This window comes from Desulfosarcina alkanivorans (genome assembly GCF_009688945.1).
In the GTDB taxonomy this organism is placed as follows: domain Bacteria; phylum Desulfobacterota; class Desulfobacteria; order Desulfobacterales; family Desulfosarcinaceae; genus Desulfosarcina; species Desulfosarcina alkanivorans.
This window is the reverse complement of the sequence record NZ_AP021874.1, coordinates 6,306,745-6,329,558: the sequence shown is the minus strand read 5'-3', so window position 1 is coordinate 6,329,558 and position 22,814 is coordinate 6,306,745. Positions and strand designations below refer to the sequence as shown.

Genomic DNA, 22,814 nt, shown 5'->3' with positions numbered 1-22,814 from the left:
GAAAAAGCTCCTTGACAGACAACAACATCTTGTTATATACGCCCTTTCATGGCCTCGACATCCATGGGGCCGGAATTACACCATATCTGAAGTTGTCCGATATGTTGCACGCCATAGAAAAAATGCCGGTCGAGGCATTTTTTCGTCGTTTCAAACCACCACAACCAGAAAATTGCACCCGAGGAGACCCCCCGTGATTGAACAGATCAAAAAGCGTGACAGCCGAATTGTTGAGTTTGACCCATCCAAGATCACTGCAGCCATCGCCAAGGCCGGTAATGCCTCGGGAGAATTCGGGAAACGGGAAGCCAAGAAAATGACCCTGCGGGTCCTCACCCTGGCCCATGAGCTTCGCCTGGGGCCCACCCCGGAAGTGGAGGAAATCCAGGATATCGTCGAACGGGTGCTGCTGGACTCTCCTTTCTATAAAACGGCCAAGGCCTACATCATTTACCGCGAACAGCACGCCCAGATCCGACGCATCGCCACCGAGGCCCAGGTGGACCTGGTGGAGCACTACATCCGCAAGCTGGACTGGAAGATCAAAGAGAACAGCAACATGTGCTATTCGCTCCAGGGGCTCAACAATTACATCTCTTCGGATGTCACTTCGGAATACTGGCTCAACAAAATCTATCCGCCGGAAATCCGCCGGGCCCATGCCGAAGGGGATCTGCACATTCACGACCTGAGCCTTTTGTCGGTCTATTGCGTGGGATGGGATCTCACGGACCTGTTGCGCAACGGATTCAAGGGGGTCGAAGGCAAGGTCGAAAGCGGGCCGCCCAAGCACCTGCGATCGGCCCTGGGCCAGATCGTCAATTTCTTCTACACCCTTCAGGGAGAGGCGGCCGGCGCCCAGGCCCTGTCAAACTTCGACACCCTGCTGGCACCCTTTATCCGATACGATAAGCTGAGCTACGACAGGGTCAAGCAGGCCCTTCAGGAATTCGTCTTCAACATCAACATCCCCACCCGGGTGGGGTTCCAGACGCCCTTTACCAACATCACCATGGATCTTTACGTGCCGGGCACATTGAAGGACCAGCCGGTGGTCGTCGGCGGCAAGGACCGAAACGCCACTTACGGCGAGTTCCAGACGGAAATGGACACCTTCAACCGGGCGTTTGCCGAAGTGATGATCGAAGGCGACGCCAAGGGCCGTGTTTTCACCTTTCCCATTCCCACCTACAACATCACCAAGGATTTCGACTGGGACAACCCCAATCTGGAGACGGTCTGGCAGATGACCGGCAAATACGGCATCCCCTACTTCTCCAACTTCGTCAACTCGGACATGTCGCCGGAAGACGCCCGCTCCATGTGCTGCCGCCTGAGGCTGGACAATCGGGAACTGCTCAAGCGCGGCGGCGGTCTCTTCGGCGCCAATCCGCTGACCGGCTCCATCGGGGTGGTGACGATCAACCTGCCGCGCATCGGCCATGTGGCCAAGGACGAGAAGGAATTTTTCGAGAGCCTGAAAACCAAAGTGGATCTGGCCATCGAAAGCCTGGCGATCAAGCGCAAGGTGCTGGAACAGTTTACCGACAAAAACCTTTACCCCTATTCCAAATTCTACCTTCGGGCCATCAAGAACCGCTCCGACGTTTACTGGAAAAACCACTTTTCCACCGTCGGCATCGTAGGCATGAACGAAGCCTGTCTGAATTTTCTGGGATCGGATATCACCACCGCCAAAGGGCAGGCATTTGCCGTCAAGGTAATGGACACGCTGCGGGCCATGATCTCCGAGATCCAGGATCGCACGGGGGACATCTTCAATCTGGAAGCCACTCCGGCCGAGGGCACCTCCTATCGCCTGGCCATGATCGACAAGCGGCGCTATCCCGATATCCTTTGCGCCAACGAGGAAGATGTCAGCAAGGGCGCCGTGCCCTACTATACCAACTCCACCCAGCTGCCGGTGAACCACACCGACGATATCTTCGAAACGCTGATGCTTCAGGACAACCTGCAGACCAAATACACCGGCGGCACGGTGCTGCACCTGTTTCTGGGGGAGCAGGTGAGTGATATCGAGACGGTGAAATCGCTGATCCGCAAAGTGTCGGACAATTACCATCTGCCCTATTTCACCCTGACCCCCACCTTTTCCGTCTGCCCGTCCCATGGTTATCTCAATGGCGAACAGCCCCGCTGTTCCCACTGCGACCGTGAGACGGAGGTCTACTCCCGGGTGGTGGGATACCTGAGACCCGTGAAGCAATGGAACGACGGCAAGCAGGCGGAGTACTGCCGGCGTAAAACCTTCAAGGTCAACCTCGAAGAACCCGGGGTCGCTGCGGCTGTGGCCATGAAGGAGGATGGGCCCTGCGAGCGGACGGCCGACAGCACCGACGACGTGATGGATCCGGTTTGCACCGACGATGCCCTGCGACAGATGGGAACGGTGTGACCCACGTATGATCATCGCAGGCCTCCAGAAAAACTCGTTCATCGATTTTCCCGGCAAAATCAGCTGCGTCCTGTTCACCACCGGCTGCAATTTTGTCTGTCCCTATTGCCACAACGCCGACCTGGCACGGGGCGAGTACCCGGCACGGTTCCAGTCGACGGAAGTGATCGCGTTTCTGAAATCCCGCCGGGGCATGCTCGACGGCGTGGCCATTACCGGTGGCGAACCCACGCTGGCCGATGGCATTGTCGATCTTTGCCGGGCCGTCAAATCCCTGGGATACCCGGTCAAACTGGACACCAACGGCAGCCGTCCCGGGGTACTCCGAAAATTGCTCGATCAGCAATTGGTGGATTTCGTGGCCATGGACATCAAGGCGCCGCTGGACAGCTACGGCCCCTTTTGCCCTGACCCGAAAATCCGGGAGCGGCTGACCGCGACCATCCGCCTCATCATGGAATCCGCCCCCGACTACGAGTTTCGAACCACCTGCGCCAAACCCTTTGTGGACCAGGTATGTGTGGAACGCATCGCCAAAACGATCGAGGGGGCCGCCCGCTATGTGCTCCAGCCGTTCAATCGACGGGCCGAGTGCCTCGATCCTGCGTTCAACCGACACCAGGATCCGACCATTTTCCCCGACGAAATGCAGCGATTAAAGCAGCTGGCCGCCCCCTTTGTCGGGCACTGCATGATCCGCTGAAGCCGTGCCCCCTCCCTTTATCCGGTCGGACTCGACCGGCTGAGGCAGGCCGTCATTTCAGTGACGCCCCCAAATTGCCGGTCCGGGTACCGGTCACCTTCCCGCCCCGATGCCTGGCGCATACCTGCGCCAGGGGTGATTGCCCCGGATCGCCGCCCTTATTGGTCAAAGAGTGCCTTTTAAAATGAACTCGGTCGATTACGTATTTTGCGCAGCGATGTTACCACCTGTTCCCGGACACCGTTGGCCCGATTCCGGGCACCCGTCCAGCAGCTCTCTCCTGAAAAATATTATACTTATAAAATCGGTTGCATAGCCACAGTCCAACACATCGGAAGAATACCTGGCAGACCTATTGCTGTGGATTGGGAAATGCCCCCGATGGACGTGTGCAGTCCGTGCGCACACACCGAAAATATTCCAGGAGAATTGTATTCGCATGCACAACATTCAACGGCACCTGACCCCTGCCCGAATCAGTAGCGTCATCCTTTCTTTTTTAATTCTCACAACCGCCGTTTCAGCCCTGGCGGCCAGCGTAAGCCTTCAGTGGGACCCCAATGATCCCGCACCCGAGGGGTATCGCGTCTTCGCCCGCAGAAGTGACCAGCTGTATGATTACAGCCAGCCGGACTGGGAAGGCAACGCGACCGGCTGCACCATCGGCAATCTCGACGATCAGACAGACTATTTTTTCGTGGTCCGGGCCTACGACGGCAGCCTGGAAAGTGCGGACTCGCAAGAGGTCCATTATACGCCGGCCGATCCCACCAGCCAGCCCCCGGTCGCCATCGATGACAGCTACACGGTCAGCGAAGGCGGCACCCTGAGCGTTGCCGCCGCCGGCGGTGTGCTGGTCAACGACAGCGACCCCGATGGTGACGCGCTCGCGGTTTCACTGGCCAGCGGCCCTGCCAGCGGCACGCTCACCCTGAACGCGGACGGCAGCTTTACCTACGTCCACGATTCCGCAGAGACCGTCTCCGACACGTTCACCTATACGCTCTCCGATGGCCGGGGCAACACGGCTTCAGCCCAGGCGGCAGTCAGCATCACCCCGGTAAATGACGCCCCGACCGCCCACGCCGGCGACGATCAGTCCGTTGGGGAAAACCTGGCCGTTACCCTGGACGGATCCGGCTCGACCGATCCGGACGACAGCACCCTTTCATTCCTCTGGGAGCAGATCGACGGACCGCCGGCCGCTCTCTCTTCGGCCAACAGCATCCGGCCGGCCGTTACGGCCCCCGGGATCGATACGGACACGGCCACCCTGGAATTCCGGCTGACCGTCCGAGACAGCGACGGGGCGAGCGGCAGCGATACCTGCCGGGTGACCGTCACCGGAGACACCGAAGACACCACGCCGCCGCCGACCGATCCGGACAGCGATAACGACGGCACCCCGGACGTCGAGGATGATGACGATGACGACGACGGCATGCCCGACCACTGGGAGGTCCTGTTCGGGCTGAATCCCACCGGCGACGATGCCGGCGACGACCCGGACGGGGACGGTATCAACAACCGTGATGAATATCGCGCCGGGCTGGAGCCCGACGACCCGGGTGCAGGAACGGCGCCACGGCAGCCGACAGTGGCCTCACCGGCTTCCCATGCGCAAGTGGCGCGCAACCCGGTGCTGAAGCTTGAAGCCTATTCGGACGCTGACGGCGATGCCCATATCGCCACCCAGTGGCAGGTATACGAGACCAGTTCGGAGGATTGCCTGCTGGACGTGGTGAGCGATCGCCGGCTCGACCAGCTGCGGATCCCCTTTCTGCTGCTCAATGGCGACCGGACCTATCACTGGCGCGTACGGTTTTTCGACAGTGGCGGACGGGCATCCCAATGGTCGGCCGCCAGCTATCTGGTCACCGATGCTGCCGATGATGATCTTGACGGCAACGGTATCCCCGACGATCAGGAGGGGGGAGACGTTCAGGCCGATGTAACCCGGTCCGTTTCATCGCCAGCCGGAAACTGTGAGCCCACGGGAATCGCCGTGGCATCCGAAGACACCATATCGGAAATCGAACAGGTGGTCCTGCTGGATCCGGCAGAATTTGAAATTGACGAGACGACGCCGGACCGTCTGCCCGCCGCCATGCTGGCCTACAAGCTGGTGCTCGATCAGCCCGGTCAGCGCGCCCTGGTGACCATCCACCTCTCCGACGCGGCACCCGACGGGTCCACGTGGTTCAAGTACGATGCGGTGGATGGATGGCAGGATTATTCCGAACACGCGGTATTTTCCGCCGACTGTCAGTCGGTGACCGTTGAGGTCAAGGATGGCGGCCATGGCGATGCCGACGGCATCGCCAACGGCATCATCGTAGACCCGGCCGGACTTTCCACCGCGGCGGTCAGTGCGCCACCGACCACCACCAGCGGAGACGGAGGCGGCGGCGGGGGCGGCGGTTGCTTTATATCGACGATCCGCACCCCCAAAAAGGGGTCCCTTGCCGGCAATGGTCCCTGGCAGTGGATCAAGGGCGGCATTAACCGCCTGGCGGGGGCAATCGCCCGTCCATAAATGAACAGCCGGACCAGTCAGAAAGGATGGCGGCGATGATCACAGCGAAGATAACCCTGCCGATAAACGAGCCGATCGAGGATGAACGGCGCAGCGGCTTTGACCGACGGGTGCTGACCTACGACTGGTACATTCCCGAACGCCGGACCACCGCGGACCGGCGGCAGAAACAACAACCATGCGCAGGCAGCAGCCATGGCGCATGGACCGACATGAGGCAATATGCCTGAGCCGGATCATTGGGTGCGCTCTTGGCGCAGTGCCGGAGGGGAGGGCGCCCCCCGCCCTCCCCTTCAGCCGACACCCATTCCCGCCCGGCGGTACAGATCAAAAAAGTGATGGGTGGGACCGCATCCCCGTCCCAGCGACAAGGCGTTTTCAATCGCTCCGGTAATATAGTCCTTGGCGTGGCCGACCGCGTCGAAAAACGTCTCGCCCCGGGCCATGTGAGCCGCAATGGCCGATGAAAACGTGCACCCGGTGCCATGGGTGTTTTCCGTGTCGATGCGACGGCTCTCCAGCATCCTGAATACCTCTCCGTCAAAAAGCACATCCGTTGCGCTGCCCTGCTTCAGGTGCCCCCCCTTGACCACCACCATTTTCGCCCCCAGCGCTGAAATTTCCCGGGCGGCGGCTTTCATGTCTTCGAGATCGGCAATTTTCCTGCCCAGCAGGGTCTCGGCCTCGGGCAGGTTGGGGGTCACCACCCGGGCCAGCGGGAACAGATGCCGAACCAGCGCGGCCTGCGCATCGGGCTGCAGCAGGGCGTAGCCGCTTTTGGAAACCATGACCGGGTCCAGGATCACCGGAGGGAGCCGGTCAATGGTGCCCAGGGCGCCGGCGATGGCCTCGATCAGCGGAATGCTTGCCACCATGCCGATTTTGACGGCGTGGATAGGGATGTCGTCAAACAGGCAGGTAATCTGATCATGGATTATCCGGGGCCGCATCTCCTGGATATCGTATACCTTTCGTGTATTTTGCACCGTCACCGCCGTCACGGCACTCATGCCGAAAACGCCCAGCGCCTGAAAGGTCTTTAAATCCGCCTGAATACCTGCGCCGCCGGATGAATCGGAACCGGCGATCGTCAATGCCACACGCATATCCTGCTCCTTGGAGAAACGGTTTTGATAGCCGAGGGAACACTATCAATGGGAAAAACGACTGGAATTTATAAAAATAAAGTAATGCCGTCAACTTAAAACAGGGCCGGCCGGACGCCGGAAAATTTTTTCCGAAAAACATACAGGTTTTCAGTCAGCGACCGATAATGGTAGTGAAAACCGATCCGGAAACGCGACCGAAGTTGAAAATCGGCCATCAGGCGCTCCGGATGCCCCCGGAATGAGGAACCATGCAGGTATCGTCGAAACGAAGCAGGAAACCCGAACCGCACCGGTTAACCCATCCGTTCGCCAATGCCCGGGGCGGGGCCGTCGGCCTTGCCATTGCCCTGGTGCTGGTGCTGTCCCTGGCCGGCGGGGGCGGCTACCTGGCCTACAACAAATATTTGAAAAAAACGCCGCTCAAGACAAAGCTGGCGACCCTGAAGGTAAAAGAGGAGTTGATCCGCTTTACCCATGACCACGTTTCGACCGCACTCTACCACAACCTGCTGGTGCTGGACGACATCGTGGCGATGATGGACAGGGAACTGAAGCGGCTGCAGCGAATCGGAAAAAAATTCCCCAATCAGAAAAAGATCGTTGCCACTCAGACCGAAGAACTCACCCTGGCCCGTGACCGGCTGTCGGAGGTGATGGCCGGGGTGACGGCAAAGGTTGAAAAAATCTACGTCACCTGGCTGGTCGACCGGTCCGAAGGGACGGGGCAGATCCGGTCCCGGAAAGGAACCCTGACCCGCCAGCTGGCCGATGCCATTCGCGGCGAGTCCGCGATCGTCAGCCGCATCCGCACCAATCCCGACGCGGCGTCTTGAAACGGCATCTCAGACGCAGCCCCCAGAGCATTATCGGTAATTGCGATAATCCACCCCGAACTTCTTGGCCTTGTAGGCAAACTTGCGCACCGTGGTCTTGAGGATCTCCGATGCCAGGGTGATGTTTCCCCGTGTATTCTTGAGCGCATCGATGATCATCTCCTTTTCCAGTGCCGCCACGGCATCCTCCAGGGAGAGATCCGGCAGGGTGCCGCTCTCCTTGCCCGTTTGAAGGGTCGGCGGCAGGTGGTAACTGTGGATGGCACCTTCTTCGCACAGCAGCACGGCCCGCTCGATGCAGTTTTCCAGTTCACGGACATTGCCGGGCCAGTGGTAAGCCATGAGCATGTCGATGGCCGGCGTGGAGAGCCGTTTGACCTCACGTCCATTTTCTTCGGCGTATCTTTCCAGAAAAAAGTCCGCCAGCAGCAGGATATCCGTTTTGCGCTCCCGCAGGGGGGGCATGTAAATGGGAAACACATTGAGGCGATAGTAGAGGTCCCCCCGGAATGAATCCTCTTCGACGGCCATTTCCAGATTTTTGTTGGTGGCCGCGATGATGCGCACATCCACCTTGAGGGTCTTGTGCCCCCCCACCCGCTCGAACTCCCGCTCCTGTAAAACGCGCAGCAGTCGAACTTGAACATCGGGTTCGATACTGCCGATTTCGTCGAGAAAAATGGTCCCCTTGTGGGCCAGTTCGAAACGCCCCGGCTTCTGTTTGACCGCCCCGGTGAAGGCCCCCTTCTCGTGGCCGAACAGCTCGCTCTCGATCAGGTTGTTGGGGATGGCCGCACAGTTGACCTTGACGAAGGGGCCCTTGGACCGGGTGGAGTTGTAATGAATGGAGTTGGCCACCAGTTCCTTGCCGGTCCCGCTCTCTCCGCGGATCAGCACGGTGGCGTTGCTGCGCGATACCTGGCTGATCATCTGGAACACCTCGCGCATCTTGTTGCTGTTGCCGATAATGTTGTTGATGCGGTACTTGTTTTCCAGTTCGTCCCGCAGACGGTTGTTTTCCGCCCGCAGGGCCTCTTTTTCCAGATGGATGGTCTCCAGGTTGATGGCATGGCGGGCCAGCATGGTCGCCACCACGGAAAGCAGTTTGGTACCTTCCTCCAGCGGGTAGTCCGGGTCAAAGGCCCTGTCCACGCTCAAGGCCCCCACCACCCGCTTGCCTTTCTGCACCGGGACGCAGATAAAGGATACCTCACCCATGCCCTTGATCCGGCGCGATGCGGTCCGGTTGAGAAAGAGGGGCTCTTCGCTGATCTTGGGAATGGCCACCGCCTCACCGGTTTCGATCACCCGCCCGATGATCCCCTCTCCCAGCTTGTATTTCACCCGCTCCATGGCGCTTTTGGAGAGGCTGTGGGCCACCTCGATGTTGATTTCGTTTCTCAGGGGATTGAGAATGGAGATGGTGCCGCGCTCCATCTGCATGGAATTGGAAAGAATGTCCAGCACCTTGTACATGGATTTTTTAAGGTCCAGATGCTCGTTGAGGGCATTGGATATCTCGTAAAAAAGGGTAACCTGTTCAATGGCTTTCATCGCATTTTCCTTTGGAATTCCTCGAAAAAAAATCTAAATTTGTAAAATCGGACATTCATTACAACATTTTTGTAACCTCTGGCAAGTCCCGAAAGCCATGACGCCCATTTTATTTCTGTCGAACGGTTTTCACGGGTCTGAAGACCCCGCCATACGACAGCACATCTTGAAAGGAAGACCGGCAACCGCTAAAGTGGCCCCATGATAATGCACATCGACATGGACGCCTTTTTTGCTTCGGTGGAGCAACGGGATCGCCCGGAATTAAAGGGCAAGCCCCTGGTCGTGGGCGGCGATTCGGGCCGCGGGGTCGTGGCGGCCGCCAGCTACGAGGCCCGCCGATACGGCATCCACAGCGCCATGCCCATGTTCATGGCCAAACAGCGATGCCCCGGTCTGGTCATCGTCTCCTCACGCAAGGGCCGCTACGGCGAGGTCTCCCGATCGGTCATGGCCACCCTGCGCCGCTATTCTCCGGTCGTGGAGCAGGTCTCCATCGACGAAGCCTACCTGGATGCGGCCGGATGCGGCCGGCTGTATGGTCCTCCCGAAGCGATGGCAAAAACCATCAAGGCCGATATCCGCGCCTCGGTTGCCCTGACCTGTTCCATCGGCGTGGCCCCCTTGAAGTTCCTGGCCAAAATTGCCTCGGACATGCAAAAGCCGGACGGCCTGACCATCGTGGACCCTGAACGCGTTCCCGGGTTCATCGCCCGATTGCCCGTGGAAAAAGTCCCCGGTGTCGGCGCACATGCCCGCGAGCGGCTCAGGCAAATGGGCATCGCCACACTGGGAGACGTCCGGACGATCAACCGGTCGGTTCTGGCGCACCGCCTGGGCAGATTCGGCCACCGGCTGGTCGATCTGGCCCACGGACGGGACCCGTCCGCTGTCACCCCCCATTCCCCCACCAAATCCATATCCACGGAACGCACCCTTCCCGCCGATACCCGCGACCACGACCAATTGAACCAGCATCTGCTGGCGCAGAGCCAGGAGGTGGGCCGCCAGCTGCGCCGCCAGGGATTCCTTGCCCGCACGATTACCTTGAAGCTCAAGGACGCGAATTTCAGGCAGACAACCCGCAGCCTCACGCTGGACCACCCCAGCCAGAGTTCGGAAACGGTTTACCGAACGGCCGCCCTCCTGCTGGCCAGCCAGCCCCTGGACAAGGCGGTCCGGCTGATCGGCGTGGGAGCATCCGCATTGATTGCCGACACCACGCCCCGGCAGGCCTGCCTGTTTCCCGACATGGACCCGGCGGGCAGCGGGTGGGAGAAGGTGGACCGGGCCGTGGACCGCATCGCCGAACGCTTCGGCCGCTCGGCGGTTTGCCGGGGCACACTGGCGCTGGGGAACGAAGGAAAAGGAAAAAGAGACGATTGAGGGTCTGGGCCGGAGGCCCGGCTTGCATCAGCCGGCAACGGGCCTGCGAAAATGAATGTCCATCCGGGGTTTCAAAGGCGGTTGTCCGATCAGGTTAAGTAGGATGTTGAGCACCGGTTCCGAATTGTGTTATGGGCAGGCTTCATTGGAACCGTCATACCTGGTCAGTGGTTGCATTGATCAGATTTCATCAACACCATTGGCCGAGCAAGCACCATGTATCCATCTTCCACCGCATACCCAGCCGCCCGGAAAATTTCCGACCTTGAACGGACACTGTCGCAATACCTCTTCTACTGGAGTATGGAGCACCAGCATTTCAGCAAGGTGCTTCGTCAGAACGAAGAACTCCTGACAGCTTCCCTGGCATCTTCGGATGCCGGGCTTTGGGACTGGAAGGTGGGTGGTGACAGGATATTTTTCAGTGCCAGTTACTATACCATTTTGGGATACGCTCCGTTTGAAAGGCCGAAAAATTCCGATGAATGGATCGATTACATCCACCCTGAAGATGATGATGAGATCCGACGTAAATTTTCAGAGGCTGTCGATCACGGTGAAAAGCAGGTTGAGTTCGAATTCCGGGTCAGAAGGAAATCCGGTGACTACTTCCAGATGCTCTGCCGCGGAAGCGCCGTCGAAAAGGATCGGCACGGCATACCGACCCGGATGGTGGGCATGGTCATCAATATTTCAGACAGAAAAAACTGGGAAACCATCCTACAGGAAAGCGAGCGCAGGCTTTCAACCCTGATGGACAGCCTGCCCGGCATGGCCTATCGCTGCATCCATTCGGATCGATGGAAGATGGAATTTGCCAGCCAGGGCTGCATTGAACTCACCGGCTTTTCTCCCGAGGAATTGACCGGGAGCCGGGACCTGTACGCAAACCTCATCCATCCGCAGGACAGAATCGATGTCTGGCGCCAGGTGGAAAGCGCCATCGCTGAAAAGCAGCCCTATGAAATGTTCTACCGGATCAAAACGGCCGCCGGCACAGACCGGTGGGTCTGGGAAAAGGGCACCGGCGTTTTCGACCAAGAGGGGCAATTGCTGGCCATCGAAGGTTTCACAGCAGATGTGACCGCCTACAAAAAGGTGGAGCATTCGCTCCAAAAAGAAAATATCCGCCTGATGAACATGATGAAAACCGGGAGTCAGCGGTTCGGCAAGATTATCGGAAAAAGTGCGGCCATGCAGAAAGTGTACGAGTTGATCCTGCAGGCCGCATCGTCTTCGGCCAATGTGATCATTTACGGCGAGTCGGGCACCGGCAAGGAACTGGTGGCCCATGCCATCCATGAAATGAGCGAGAGGAACCGCAAGGAATTTGTGGCCGTCAACTGCGGCGCGATCCCGGACAACCTGCTGGAAAGCGAGTTTTTCGGCTACAAAAAAGGCGCCTTTACCGGCGCCAACATCGACAAGCTGGGCCACCTGGATATCGCAGACGGCGGCACACTGTTTCTGGACGAAATCGGAGAGATCAACCCGAACATGCAGGTCAAGCTTCTCCGGGCCATCGAAGGGGGCGGCTACATGCCCATCGGTGACCGCCGAATCAAGCAGCCCGACGTCCGGATCATTGCAGCGACCAACCGGGACCTGAAGGAGCTGGTCCGCCAGGGGGCCATGCGCCAGGATTTTTTTTACCGCATCCACATCCTTCCCATATGGATTCCTCCGCTGCGGGAACGGCCCAGCGACATCCCCCTGCTGATCTATCATTTTCTCCAGATGTTCAGCGATGAAAACAATATTGCCACCATGCCGGAGGATATGATTCAAACCATGCGGTCCCACGACTGGCCCGGTAATGTCCGGGAACTTCAGAACATGGTCCAGCGATACCTCTCCGGCCAGAAAGAAGATGTTCTGGATTCCCAAGTCCTTCCCGGACTGGACGACGCCCAATCGCGCAGCGGCCTTTCCTTGCCCAGCGGGTTGAAAAACCATCGAGACACCTCCATGAAGGCCGCAGTCCGGAATTTCGAAAAAAAATACATCACGACCATGCTGGCCGAAAATAACGGCAACCGGACGCATACGGCAAAAATGCTGGGTATTGGCATCCGGACCCTGCAGCGAAAGATCAATGAATACCACATCGGCGGATAGGTCACTGATGGCGGGTGCGCTATTTTTGGCGTACTCGGCAAATTCGCAGATTTTTTGGTAAAAGTCCCACATTCCCACAGACAGTGCGTCATTATTGACGTGTTTTTTCTATCCGCCCCGCACCCCCCTACCGGCTCTAACCGTTAAGTTTCCTATTGAATATGAATAATTGAACCAATCTCTCCGACGTGGCACGTCTTTAGCAGCAGGCCAGCCGGTGAAGCGATCTGGACGAACGATTGGAACCTATTTTTCCGGGGAATATACAGGTGCTGAAAATCATCGTTGTCGATTCAGAAAAACCTGAAAAAGCGACCGTGAAGATGATCGAGAGCTGCGGATTCCGGGTCTCGATTGCGCGGACCGGTAAAGCGGCCCTCAAACTGTTCGGCGAAGCTGATTTCGACCTGATCCTGCTGGACATGTTTCTGCCGGATTGCATGGGTTATGAACTGATACCCGATTTCAGAAAGAAAAATCCGGACGTCAGAATCATCAGCACCACCACCTACAACACCAGAGAGATCGAAACCAACAGCCGGGCACTCGGCGTGACCTATTACATGTCCAAGCCTTTTAGATCCGAAACATTGAAAAGTCTGCTGAAACATATGGCCAGGCAGATCGATAGAAGGGTCGGGGCTGCGGGCCGAAATCAAGGCGGCGAAAATGCCACTCATTCAACACGGAGGTTAAGGTGAAAAAACTGACGAGATTCGATCTTCAGAACAAAAAGACTGCCGGTGAAAGCGTTGTCTGGATCACGGCGTATGATTTTTCAACCGCACAGTTTGCTGAAAAAGCAGGTATGGACATGATCCTGGTGGGGGACTCACTGGGGATGTGCGTCTACGGGTACGACGGTACGGTGCCGGTGACCATGGATCAGTGCATCTGTCACTGCGAGGCTGTCCGCCGGGCCGCCCCGCATACATTCATTATCGGCGACATGCCCTTTTTGTCCTACCAGGTCAGCATCGAAGAGGCCGTGCGCAATGCCGGGCGCTTCCACAAGGAGGCCGGGGTGGACGCCATCAAGCTGGAAGGCGGGGTCCGGGTCTGTCCGCAGATCAAGGCCATTGCCGACGGCGGCATGCTGGTCATGGGACATATCGGGTTGACCCCCCAGAGCTCCGGCCAGTTGGGGGGCTTCAAAGCCCAGGGCAGAACCGCCGGCACCGCCATGGAACTGATCAGCGACGCCAAGGCCATCGAAGCCGCCGGAGCCTTCGCCCTGTTGGTGGAGGCGGTGCCGCCGGAAGTCTGCAAAATCATCCGGGATGAACTGAGCATACCGGTCTACAGCATCGGCGCAGGTGTGGATGCCGACGGCCAGCTCATGATCTGCAGCGACGTCCTGGGTATTTTCCAGGCGTTCACGCCCAAATTCGTCAAACGTTACGCCGAACTGGGCAGCGAAATCGAAAAGGTGTTCAGGGAATATGCGGCTGACGTGCGCAGCCGCCGTTTCCCCGCTGACGAGCATACCTACAAGATGGTCGATGGCGAACTTTCCAAACTTGAAGAGCAGTTGAACCGATAAATTCAAAACACCAGAGGAGAATGAAAAATGGGCAACATCGATTACCTGAAGGACAAACCCGTTGCAGTGCTGGGTGCCGGGGCCGTGGGCAAGGCCGTGGCCGGGGATTGCGCCCTGGCCGGCAACACCGTGCGCATCTGCGACCTGCCGCCTTTTTCGGACCAGACCCTTTTCGGCATGGAGGAGCGCGGTCTGACCTTCTACGGCGACCAACTCAATCTTTACGGTTTCGAACGCTCCGGCCAGGCCATCTTCGACAAGGTGACCACGGATGTTGCCGAGGCCGTCAAGGGTGCGGGCATCGTCATCCTCACCACCCCGTCCATCGGGCACAACGTCTTTTTCGAAAAGCTGATCCCGGCCCTGGAAGACGGCATGGTCATCCACATCATCCCGGACAATTACGGCTCCATGGTCCTGAGAAAAATGATGCGCGAGGCCGGATGCGACAAAAAGGTCATCATCGGCGGCTGGTCCAGTTCCCCCTACGGCAGCCGGGTGGACATCAAGGGCGGCGTTGTTTTGCCCCGCATCCGTGCCTACTACCGCGCCATCAACCTGCGCGGTGCATCGCTGCCCATGACGGACAACGAGGATTTTCTCGCCTCCACCCGCTATATCGGCGCCTTCGACTGCATCAATCAGGGCGATGGGGTGATCGCCGGCCAGACCGTCATGGACACCGGCTTTTCCAATGTCAACCCGGTGCTCCACTGCCCCGGCGTCATCCTGGGCGTGGGCGTGATGGAAAACTGGGGCGTCATTTACGGTGAAGAACGCAACGACTTCTCCATTTACTCCCATGCATACTGCCCCTCCATTTCCCGGGTTCAGTACGGCCTCTACCAGGAGCAGTGTAATCTGGCGGAAGCCATGGGCGTGGGAATCCAGGAATTCGACAAAAAACAGTTTTTCTCACGGGAAAACATCCTGGGCGCGGAGTACATGGGCCCGGATTATGAGATCCCCTTCGAAGAGCACGATTACATCCAGTACGGCACGGGCCCCTTCACCATCCACAACCGTTACATCACCGAAGATATCCCGGTGGGCTGCCACGTGTACCACGAACTGGGCAAGAAATTCGGTGTCAAAACCCCGATCGTGGACTCCCTGATCAATCTGGCCAGCGTCATGGCCGAGCAGGACTTCTACGAAAAGGGCTATACCCTGGAATACCTGGGGATCGACCACATGACCAAGGAAGAGATGCTTCGGTACCTGCAAGAAGGCGTCTACACCGAAAAAAAATAACATCGACAGACCGGTTGCCCGGCCACACTCCCCGTGGCCGGGCCGGACCGGTGGAGGGCTTTCAATGGGGATTGCTGCAAAACGGAATATCGATTTCGGAATTCTGAATCCGGCTAAAATCGAACGCATTCACGACGCCAGTGTATACTTGATGGAGAAGGTGGGCCTGCGCGTGGGCGGTACGCGGGGCCTGGAGTTGTTTAAGAAGGCCGGCTGCGAGGTCACCAGCGAGAATCTGGTCAAGATTCCCCGTTCGCTGCTGGATTGGGCGCTAAAGACCGCCCCGAAAGCGCTGACCCTTTACAACCGTTCCGGCGAACCGGCCATGACCATCACGGCGGACAACCCGGTCTATTTCGGGACCCATGCCGACCAGCTGGAGTTCGTGGACCCGACCACCGGGAAGGTTCGCGATTTTCTCAAATCCGACACGGCGACCATGTGCAAGCTGGCGGATGCCCTGCCGAACATCCACTTCGTCCTCTCGGTGGGCATGTCCAAGGATGTGCGCCCGGAGATACAGACCCAGATCTCTTTCATCGAAACCCTGAAACACTTCAGCAAAACCGTCAACTTTTCTACCAACGACATCGAATCGCTTCAGGAAGTGATCGATATCGCCGCCGTCGTCGCCGGCGGCCACAAACAGCTTCAGGAAAAACCGTTCATCTTCAACTACTGCGAACCGATTCCACCGCTGACCCACCCTGAGGAGAGCACGGAAAAACTGATCATCAGCGCCGAAAACCGCATTCCCGTGGTCTACATGCCCTACTGCATGATGGGCGGCACCGCCCCCATGAGTTTTGCCGCAACCCTGGCCCAATGCAACGCCGAGGCGCTGTCCGGCCTGGTTCTGCACCAGCTGGCCAGCGAGGGCGCTCCGTTTATCTATGGGGCCATGCCCTCGGTCATGGACATGAAAACCACCATCGGCAGCTACGGCGCCGTGGAATTTCACCTTCTGGTGGCAGCGGCGTCCCAGCTGGTGGCGCACTACGGCCTGCCGTTTTACGGCACGGCCGGCTGCACCGATGCCAAGACCCTGGACCACCAGGCCGTCGCCGAATCGACCATGGAGATTTTCTCCACCCTGTTGAGTCAGGCCAACCTGATTCACGACGTGGGCGTCTCGGACCACTGCAACAGCGTCAATCCGAAGCTGGTGGTCCTGTGCGATGAAATTATCGAGATGCTCAAGCACTACACCCAGGGGGTCGACGTGGACGACGACAGCCTCTGCCTGGACATGATCGAAAAAGTCGGCCCGGCGGGCGCCTATCTCAGCGCCCCCCATACCATGAAAAACTTCCGCAGCGTGTTCTACCCGACGCTGTTCAGCCGCAAGATGAACAACCCGGACGCGTCCGAAGTGGACGGCGCGATTCAGGCCCGTATCGAGGATATTATGGCAAACCATCGCGTTCCGCCCCTGAACGATGCGGTTCTCGCGGAACTGGACGCCTGGACCGCCAAACTGGAGTCCCGCTAAATGACGGAAGGGGAGCCCTCTATGAATCATTCCATACGAAAAATCCATGCCGCCGCCGTCCGGATCCTGAAGGAGGTCGGCATTCGCCTGCCCCACCCGGAGGTCCTTGAGATCCTCCGGCAGCAGGGAATGCGCATATCCGGCGACCGGGTCTTTTTCGAAGAAACGCAGATCATGGACTGGGTCCAAAAGGCTCCCGCCGAATTCACCCTCTACGCCCGCAATCCCCGCCACGACATGGTCATCGGCGGGGATCATGCGGAGTGTGCGTCCGGTTACGGCTGTCCCACCATCATCGGGGCGGACGGGTCGCGCCGTGAGGCGCTGGTAAAGGATTATCTCACCTTTGCCAAGCTGGTTCACCAGTCGCCGGAATTTAAGATCAACGGCGGCATCCTGGTGCAGCCCAATGACGTCGACCCCGCCACCAGCCACCTGGTCATGCTTTACGCGGCCGTCCTGGCCTCGGACAAATGCCTGATGGGCGTCCCGGGCCACGCGGCGCAGATCAACGCCACCATGGAGATGCTGGCCCTGCTTTACGGCGGCATGGATGCGTTCACCGCCAGACCCCGCGTCCTGACCATGATCAGCACGATCAGCCCGCTGCTGATCGATGAAATGGCCCTGGACTCGGTCCTGGCCTGTGCCCGCCACAACCAGCCGATGATTATCTCCCCGGCCCCGGCGGCCGGCACCACCGGTCCCATCGACCTGGCCGGCAACGTCGCCCTGGCCACCGCCGAGGCGCTGGCCTGCATCACTGTGGCCCAGATGGTCCGGGAGGGGGTTCCGGTGGTCTTCGGGCTGCAGTCCTATGGTGCCGATCTGCGCACCGGCGACATTTCCATCGGTTCTCCGGCGTACGCCCTGCAGGCAGGCTGTTGCGCCCGTCTGGCAAGGCATTACGGGCTTCCCAGCCGCGCCGGAGGGGCAACCACCGATGCGCGGTCTGTGAACGTCCAAAGTGGTTATGAAAGCATGCTGGCCATTTCGACTGCGTTTGAAAACCGCATCAACCTGATGGTCCACAGTGCCGGCATCCTGGATCGATTCGCCGGGATGTCCTACGAACAGTTCATGGTGGACCTGGAACTCATCCGCATGGTGCGGTTTTACCGCCGGGGCATCGTCATCGAATCCGACGCCGATCTGGCCGTCGACCTGATCGGGAAGGTCGGGCCGGGAGGGCAGTTCCTGACCCAGATGGACACGATGAAAAAATGCCGTACCCACTCCTGGGTGCCCGCCTTCTCCGGCAACCCGTCCGGAGAGAAAAAACCTCCCGGAGATCAGGTCCTGGGAGAAATCCGCCGTCGGATGAATGACACCCTCGAGACGTATCAGCAGCCGCCGCTGCCCGATGACGCCTTACGGGAAATCGACCGGTTTCTGACCGGTCAGGCCGGGGTCGCCCCGGAGACCCTGTCGGCGGTCAAAACCGGCATCGCGGCCTGAAAAGGAAACCTTTTAACAACGCTGTAATTTTTCCGGATACCGGTTGAACTGACGGAGCCATATGGTGGACGATCAACTAAAACGCATCCATGATGCATCCATGACGATTCTCGAAGAGGTGGGGATCCGCCTCTTTCATCCGGATATTCTCGCACTGGTGGACCGGCATGGTGCCAGAGTCGTGGGCGACCGGGCCTATTTCAACGGCGACGAGGTGATGGCCTGGGTCTCCCGGGCACCGCGGCAGTTCACTGTTTTTGCGCGCAATCCGGCCCACGACGCCGTCATCGGCGGCGATGCGGTCCAATATGCCGCAGGCTACGGCTGCCCCCAGATCGTAACCCCCGACGGAGCGTTCCGCAACGCGCGTTTCTCGGATTACTGCCGTTTTCTCAAACTGGTGCAGCAACACCCCCGTTTCCGCATCAACGGCGGCATCCTCGTCCAGCCGGAGGATCTGCCGTCGGCCCACTCCCACGCGGCCATGATCTATGCGGCGCTGTGCCACTCCGACAAAGCCCTTCTGGGCATTCCCGGCACGGCGGCCGAAGTCGAACAGATCATGGACCTGGTCAGCATCGTTTTCGGCGGTGGGGAGGCGCTTTGCGCCAGGCCGCGCATCCTGACCCTGGTCAACACCCTCAGCCCGATGCAGATCGATGCCAACGCCCTGGAGACGATGACGGTCTGTGTCCGGCACGGCCAGCCGGTGATCATTTCCCCGGGTCCCATGGCGGGGGCCACCGGGCCGATCACCCCGGCCGGCAATATCGCCCTGGGCAATGCCGAAGCGCTGGCCGCCATCGCCATCTGCCAGATGCTCCGGCAGGGAACACCGGTGGTCTATGGCCTCCAGGCAACGGTCACCGACATGCGAACCGGATCGGCCAGCATCGGGTCACCGGGCTTTGCCCTCCAGACCGTGTATGCCACCCGCCTGGCGAAGGCCTACGGCCTTCCCTGCCGCAGTGGCGGGTCCAGCACCGATGCGCCGGCAATCGGTGCCCAAAGCGCCTACGAAAGCATGCTGGCCATGATGGCCACACGCCAGAACGGGGCCAACCTGGTGCTTCATGCCGCCGGCATCCTGAACAGTTACGCCGCCATGTCCTATGAACAATTCATAATGGACCTGGAAATCATCGACATGGTCGACCACTACCTCAAGGGAGTGGTCATTGATGACGACACCCTGGCGCTCGATACCATCCGCGCCGTGGGCGCCGGAGGTGAATATCTGACCCAGCGGCATACCATGGCCCACTGCCGCACGACCCCATGGGCGGGAACCATCGGCGTCGCCCAGCATCAACCCGGGACCCGCGCCAACGACCGTTTCCAGGACAATATCGCCCGCGAAATGAATCGAATGCTGGATGCATACCGGAAACCGGCCCTGCCACCGGATTGTCAGCAACGCCTGGACCGCAGCCTGGAACGCCTCGGCATCGACCCGAGCCGGCTGGGCGGAGACGGACATCCCTAACGGCGGCAACGCAGCCGCCACTACCCATAGCCCCAAGGAGAGAACAGCATGACCGGCAACAGAGACTTCGGCATCAACTATATCAAAACCAGGAAGAACCATACCTGCTACGGCATGGGAATCGGCATCATGGTTCTGGACGACGCCTATCCCGGTTTTCCCGGCGACGTGCGCAACGCCAGTGCCTTTCCCTATCCCATCCAGTATGAAATTGCCGAAGGGGTGGACAACTACACCCTGGTCTGGGAGCCGGACAAGACCCCCTGCAGAGCGCCCATCCTGCGGGCGGCCAAAAAGCTCGAACGCATGGGCTGCCGTGCCATTGCGGCCGAATGCGGGTATTTCGCCTACTTCCAGAAAGATGTGGCCGGCGCCGTTGACGTGCCGGTTTTCATGTCCAGCCTGCTCCAGGTCCCCTTCATCCAGCAGGTGATCGGCCCCGACCGCGCGGTGGGCATCGTCTGCGCCCAGAAGCGTTTCCTGAGCGACGCCCACCTGACCAATGTGGGCATCGATCTGTCCAGCCGGTTTGAAATCGCCGGTGCCCAGGACGAATACGGCTGCCCGCAGTTCGACACGCTCTGGGATCATGAAAAGCGGCCGGAGGTGCCGGAGAGCTATTATGACCGCTCCGAAGCGGACATGGTGCGCATCTGCACCGAATTCCGCCAGAAATTCCCCGCCATCGGCGCCATCATGCTCGAATGCACGGGCATGCAGCCATACGCCCGTGCCATCCAGCGGGCGGTGGACCTGCCGGTTTTCAGCTGGGGCACCCTGCTGGACTACGCCTTCTCGGTGGTCGCCCATCGGGATTACTACGGCCATGTATAGTTCATGAATGCAGCCGAATGCTTCGGTTGCAACGGATATATGAGTAACGGATAGGAGATCGTTTATGGAACTTTTAATGGAATGGTGGGATATACTGGTCGCCGGGACCTTACGCGGAGGACTTTACGCCCTGATGGCCGTGGGTCTTTCTCTTGTCTTCGGGGTCATGAACGTAGCCAATTTCGCCCACGGCGAACTCTACATGATCGGCGCCTACGCCGCCTACTTCGCCTTCACCGTTTTTCACCTGGGACCGGTTTCGAGCATACTGGCGGCGGGGGCAATCACCTTCTTGGCAGGCATCGTTCTCGAAAAAGTCTTTTTTTACCCGTTGCGGATGCGAACCCAGAAACAGTGGGTCATGAACTCGTTTCTGGTCACCCTGGGAATCTCCATTATTCTCCAGAACAGCGCCAAGCTGAGTTTTGGATCCACATACCATGGAATTACCCAGTTCTGGGCCGGACGGATTACCTGGATCTCCAGCATGTCCATCGCCATGGACCGGGTCGTCGGGTTCCTGATTGCCGTCATGGTCATCACCGCCTTCGTCTTTTTTTTAAACAAGACCCAAACCGGCAGGGCCATCCGGGCCGTTTCCCAGGATGAGACCGGTTCCCAGATCGTGGGAATCAACCTGGACCGCATCCAGACGCTCACATTCGCCCTCAGCGCCATGCTGGCCGGCATTGCCGGCGCCTGCCTGCTGTCCATCAACCCGGCATACCCCACCATGGGCCTCAACCCGCTCTACAAATCCTGGTTCGTTGCCATTCTGGTGGGCATGGGCAACATCGGCGCCAGCATCGCCGGCGGCCTCATCGTCGGCCTGCTGGAAACCGTGACCTATTCATACATCGGCGGCGGATGGCAGGACGTCATCAGCCTGTCGGTGATCATCATGATTCTGTTGTTCAAACCCAACGGTCTGTTCGGAGTCAAAGGTGTCAAAACCGCACTGGAATAAAACAAGGGGAGCGAGGTACAAATGAAAATCGCGAATGATACTATTGAAAACAAACTTGGCGGCTGGCGGTCGCGCCTGACCGGCATCGGTCTCAACCCGATCGGAGCGGCGCTGTTGATCGGACTCGCCCTGGTCCCGCTTTTCGTCAAGGATGAATTTCTCCTGCGCCTGCTGATCTCCGCCATGATGTTCGGCGCCCTGGCCGTCGCCTTCGATTTTACGGCCGGCTTCATCAATATCGTCAACTTCGGGTTTGCCGCGTTCTGGGGAATGGGGGCCTATACATCCGGGCTCCTGGTGGTCAAACTGGGATGGTCTCCCTGGATGGCCATACCGGCCGGCGCGCTGGCTTCCGGCGTGTTGGGCGTTATCCTGGGGCTTCTCACGATTCGACTGGGAGGCATCTTCGCATCGTGCATGACCTGGTTCGTGGCGCTGGCCATGCTCTCCGCCGCCGGCAACATGGTGGACCTGACCCAGGGCCACGCCGGGATGACCGTGCCGCTGCTGTTCGAAACCGTTCAGAACTGGCCCTATTTTTACCTGATCCTCGCCATTATGCTCGCCGTCTACATCCTGGTCACGGTCATCATCAAATCCAACGTGGGAATGGCTTTCAGGGCCATCGGACAGGACACCGAAGCAGCGGCATCCTCGGGCATCGACGCCGTTCGATACAAAGTCATGAACTTTACCATTTCCTGTCTTCTGGCAGGCCTGATCGGCGGCTTTTATGCCCATTTCATCGGCATTCTGACCCCCACCGTCATGCACACCAGCCACACCGTCGAAGTCCTGGCCATGGCCTATATCGGCGGCCGGGGAACCATCTGGGGCCCTCTGGTTTCGGCCATGATCATGGTGCCGGTCATGGAATTCATGAAAGACCTGATGGAGTACCGGCTGATTCTTTACGGAGCACTGATGGTTTTCGTCATGACCTACTATCCCAGAGGAATGGTCGGCATCTGGGAAAATATCGTCGGCTACATTGGCAAGCTCCGCAAGGACAAACGAAATCTGTCGGGCCACGCCGCACCCGTATCCCCGTCCTGAGAAAACCGGGTTACGTGCTGCCCGGGACGGCGACATGCCGCCCGACGGGAACTTGGAACTGGATGCATA

18 protein-coding genes are annotated in these 22,814 nt (G+C 59.0%); 16 read left to right on the top strand and 2 right to left on the bottom strand.

Annotated elements, in window-relative coordinates; all coding sequences use genetic code 11:
• Positions 1-193 precede the first annotated feature (193 nt).
• The 4 genes from DSCA_RS27475 to DSCA_RS27460 all read left to right on the top strand — a co-directional run bounded on the left by DSCA_RS27475 (position 194) and on the right by DSCA_RS27460 (position 5,885).
• On the top strand, positions 194-2,416 hold the full coding sequence (locus tag DSCA_RS27475; RefSeq protein WP_155319484.1) for a ribonucleoside triphosphate reductase: 2,223 nt from the start codon (positions 194-196) through the stop codon (positions 2,414-2,416).
• Between the two features lie 7 nt (positions 2,417-2,423).
• Positions 2,424-3,119, top strand: a complete 696-nt coding sequence (locus DSCA_RS27470) for an anaerobic ribonucleoside-triphosphate reductase activating protein (RefSeq protein WP_167527977.1) — start codon at positions 2,424-2,426, stop codon at positions 3,117-3,119.
• A gap of 439 nt (positions 3,120-3,558) precedes the next feature.
• Positions 3,559-5,655, top strand: coding sequence for a fibronectin type III domain-containing protein (locus DSCA_RS27465; RefSeq protein ID WP_155319482.1), 2,097 nt, complete (start codon positions 3,559-3,561; stop codon positions 5,653-5,655).
• A 35-nt stretch (positions 5,656-5,690) separates the two neighbouring features.
• Positions 5,691-5,885, top strand: a complete 195-nt coding sequence (locus tag DSCA_RS27460; RefSeq protein WP_155319481.1) for a hypothetical protein — start codon at positions 5,691-5,693, stop codon at positions 5,883-5,885.
• A 63-nt stretch (positions 5,886-5,948) separates the two neighbouring features.
• Here DSCA_RS27460 and thiD read toward each other — a convergent pair whose 3' ends face one another.
• A complete protein-coding gene (gene thiD / locus DSCA_RS27455; protein ID WP_155319480.1) occupies positions 5,949-6,761 on the bottom strand; it encodes a bifunctional hydroxymethylpyrimidine kinase/phosphomethylpyrimidine kinase in 813 nt (270 codons plus the stop codon).
• Positions 6,762-7,012: 251 nt separating this feature from the next.
• On the opposite strand from thiD, the gene DSCA_RS27450 reads away from it, so the two are divergent.
• Positions 7,013-7,597 (top strand): hypothetical protein, encoded by a 585-nt coding sequence (locus tag DSCA_RS27450; RefSeq protein ID WP_155319479.1) that lies wholly within the window; start codon positions 7,013-7,015, stop codon positions 7,595-7,597.
• 30 nt (positions 7,598-7,627) lie between these two features.
• Here the strand turns inward: DSCA_RS27450 and nifA are convergent, their stop codons facing one another.
• Positions 7,628-9,151, bottom strand: coding sequence for a nif-specific transcriptional activator NifA (gene nifA, locus DSCA_RS27445; RefSeq protein WP_155319478.1), 1,524 nt, complete (start codon positions 9,149-9,151; stop codon positions 7,628-7,630).
• A 201-nt stretch (positions 9,152-9,352) separates the two neighbouring features.
• Between nifA and dinB the strand changes: the two genes are divergently transcribed.
• The 11 genes from dinB (at position 9,353) to DSCA_RS27390 (ending at position 22,745) form a co-directional block, all read left to right on the top strand.
• A complete protein-coding gene (gene dinB, locus DSCA_RS27440; RefSeq protein ID WP_197904680.1) occupies positions 9,353-10,537 on the top strand; it encodes a DNA polymerase IV in 1,185 nt (394 codons plus the stop codon).
• A gap of 216 nt (positions 10,538-10,753) precedes the next feature.
• Positions 10,754-12,655: a sigma 54-interacting transcriptional regulator gene (locus DSCA_RS27435; protein ID WP_155319477.1), complete on the top strand. Its 1,902-nt coding sequence runs from the start codon at positions 10,754-10,756 to the stop codon at positions 12,653-12,655.
• A gap of 269 nt (positions 12,656-12,924) precedes the next feature.
• Complete coding sequence (locus DSCA_RS27430) at positions 12,925-13,356, top strand: response regulator (RefSeq protein WP_155319476.1); 432 nt, start codon at positions 12,925-12,927, stop codon at positions 13,354-13,356.
• The gene (gene panB, locus DSCA_RS27425; protein WP_155319475.1) at positions 13,353-14,198 is read left to right on the top strand and encodes a 3-methyl-2-oxobutanoate hydroxymethyltransferase; all 846 of its coding nucleotides are present in this window, start codon (positions 13,353-13,355) and stop codon (positions 14,196-14,198) included. Before DSCA_RS27430 ends, panB begins: the two co-directional genes overlap by 4 nt.
• A 27-nt stretch (positions 14,199-14,225) precedes the next feature.
• Complete coding sequence (locus tag DSCA_RS27420) at positions 14,226-15,452, top strand: NAD/NADP octopine/nopaline dehydrogenase family protein (protein ID WP_155319474.1); 1,227 nt, start codon at positions 14,226-14,228, stop codon at positions 15,450-15,452.
• A 64-nt stretch (positions 15,453-15,516) separates the two neighbouring features.
• Positions 15,517-16,944, top strand: coding sequence for a trimethylamine methyltransferase family protein (locus DSCA_RS27415; RefSeq protein WP_155319473.1), 1,428 nt, complete (start codon positions 15,517-15,519; stop codon positions 16,942-16,944).
• Positions 16,945-16,965: 21 nt separating this feature from the next.
• The gene (locus DSCA_RS27410; protein ID WP_167527976.1) at positions 16,966-18,402 is read left to right on the top strand and encodes a trimethylamine methyltransferase family protein; all 1,437 of its coding nucleotides are present in this window, start codon (positions 16,966-16,968) and stop codon (positions 18,400-18,402) included.
• Positions 18,403-18,463: 61 nt separating this feature from the next.
• A complete protein-coding gene (locus tag DSCA_RS27405; protein WP_155319471.1) occupies positions 18,464-19,888 on the top strand; it encodes a trimethylamine methyltransferase family protein in 1,425 nt (474 codons plus the stop codon).
• A gap of 48 nt (positions 19,889-19,936) precedes the next feature.
• On the top strand, positions 19,937-20,722 hold the full coding sequence (locus DSCA_RS27400) for an aspartate/glutamate racemase family protein (protein WP_155319470.1): 786 nt from the start codon (positions 19,937-19,939) through the stop codon (positions 20,720-20,722).
• Positions 20,723-20,786: 64 nt separating this feature from the next.
• Entirely contained in the window at positions 20,787-21,689 is a 903-nt protein-coding gene (locus DSCA_RS27395) for a branched-chain amino acid ABC transporter permease (protein WP_155319469.1), read from the top strand.
• Positions 21,690-21,710: 21 nt separating this feature from the next.
• A complete protein-coding gene (locus DSCA_RS27390; RefSeq protein ID WP_155319468.1) occupies positions 21,711-22,745 on the top strand; it encodes a branched-chain amino acid ABC transporter permease in 1,035 nt (344 codons plus the stop codon).
• The last annotated feature ends 69 nt before the right edge of the window (positions 22,746-22,814 follow it).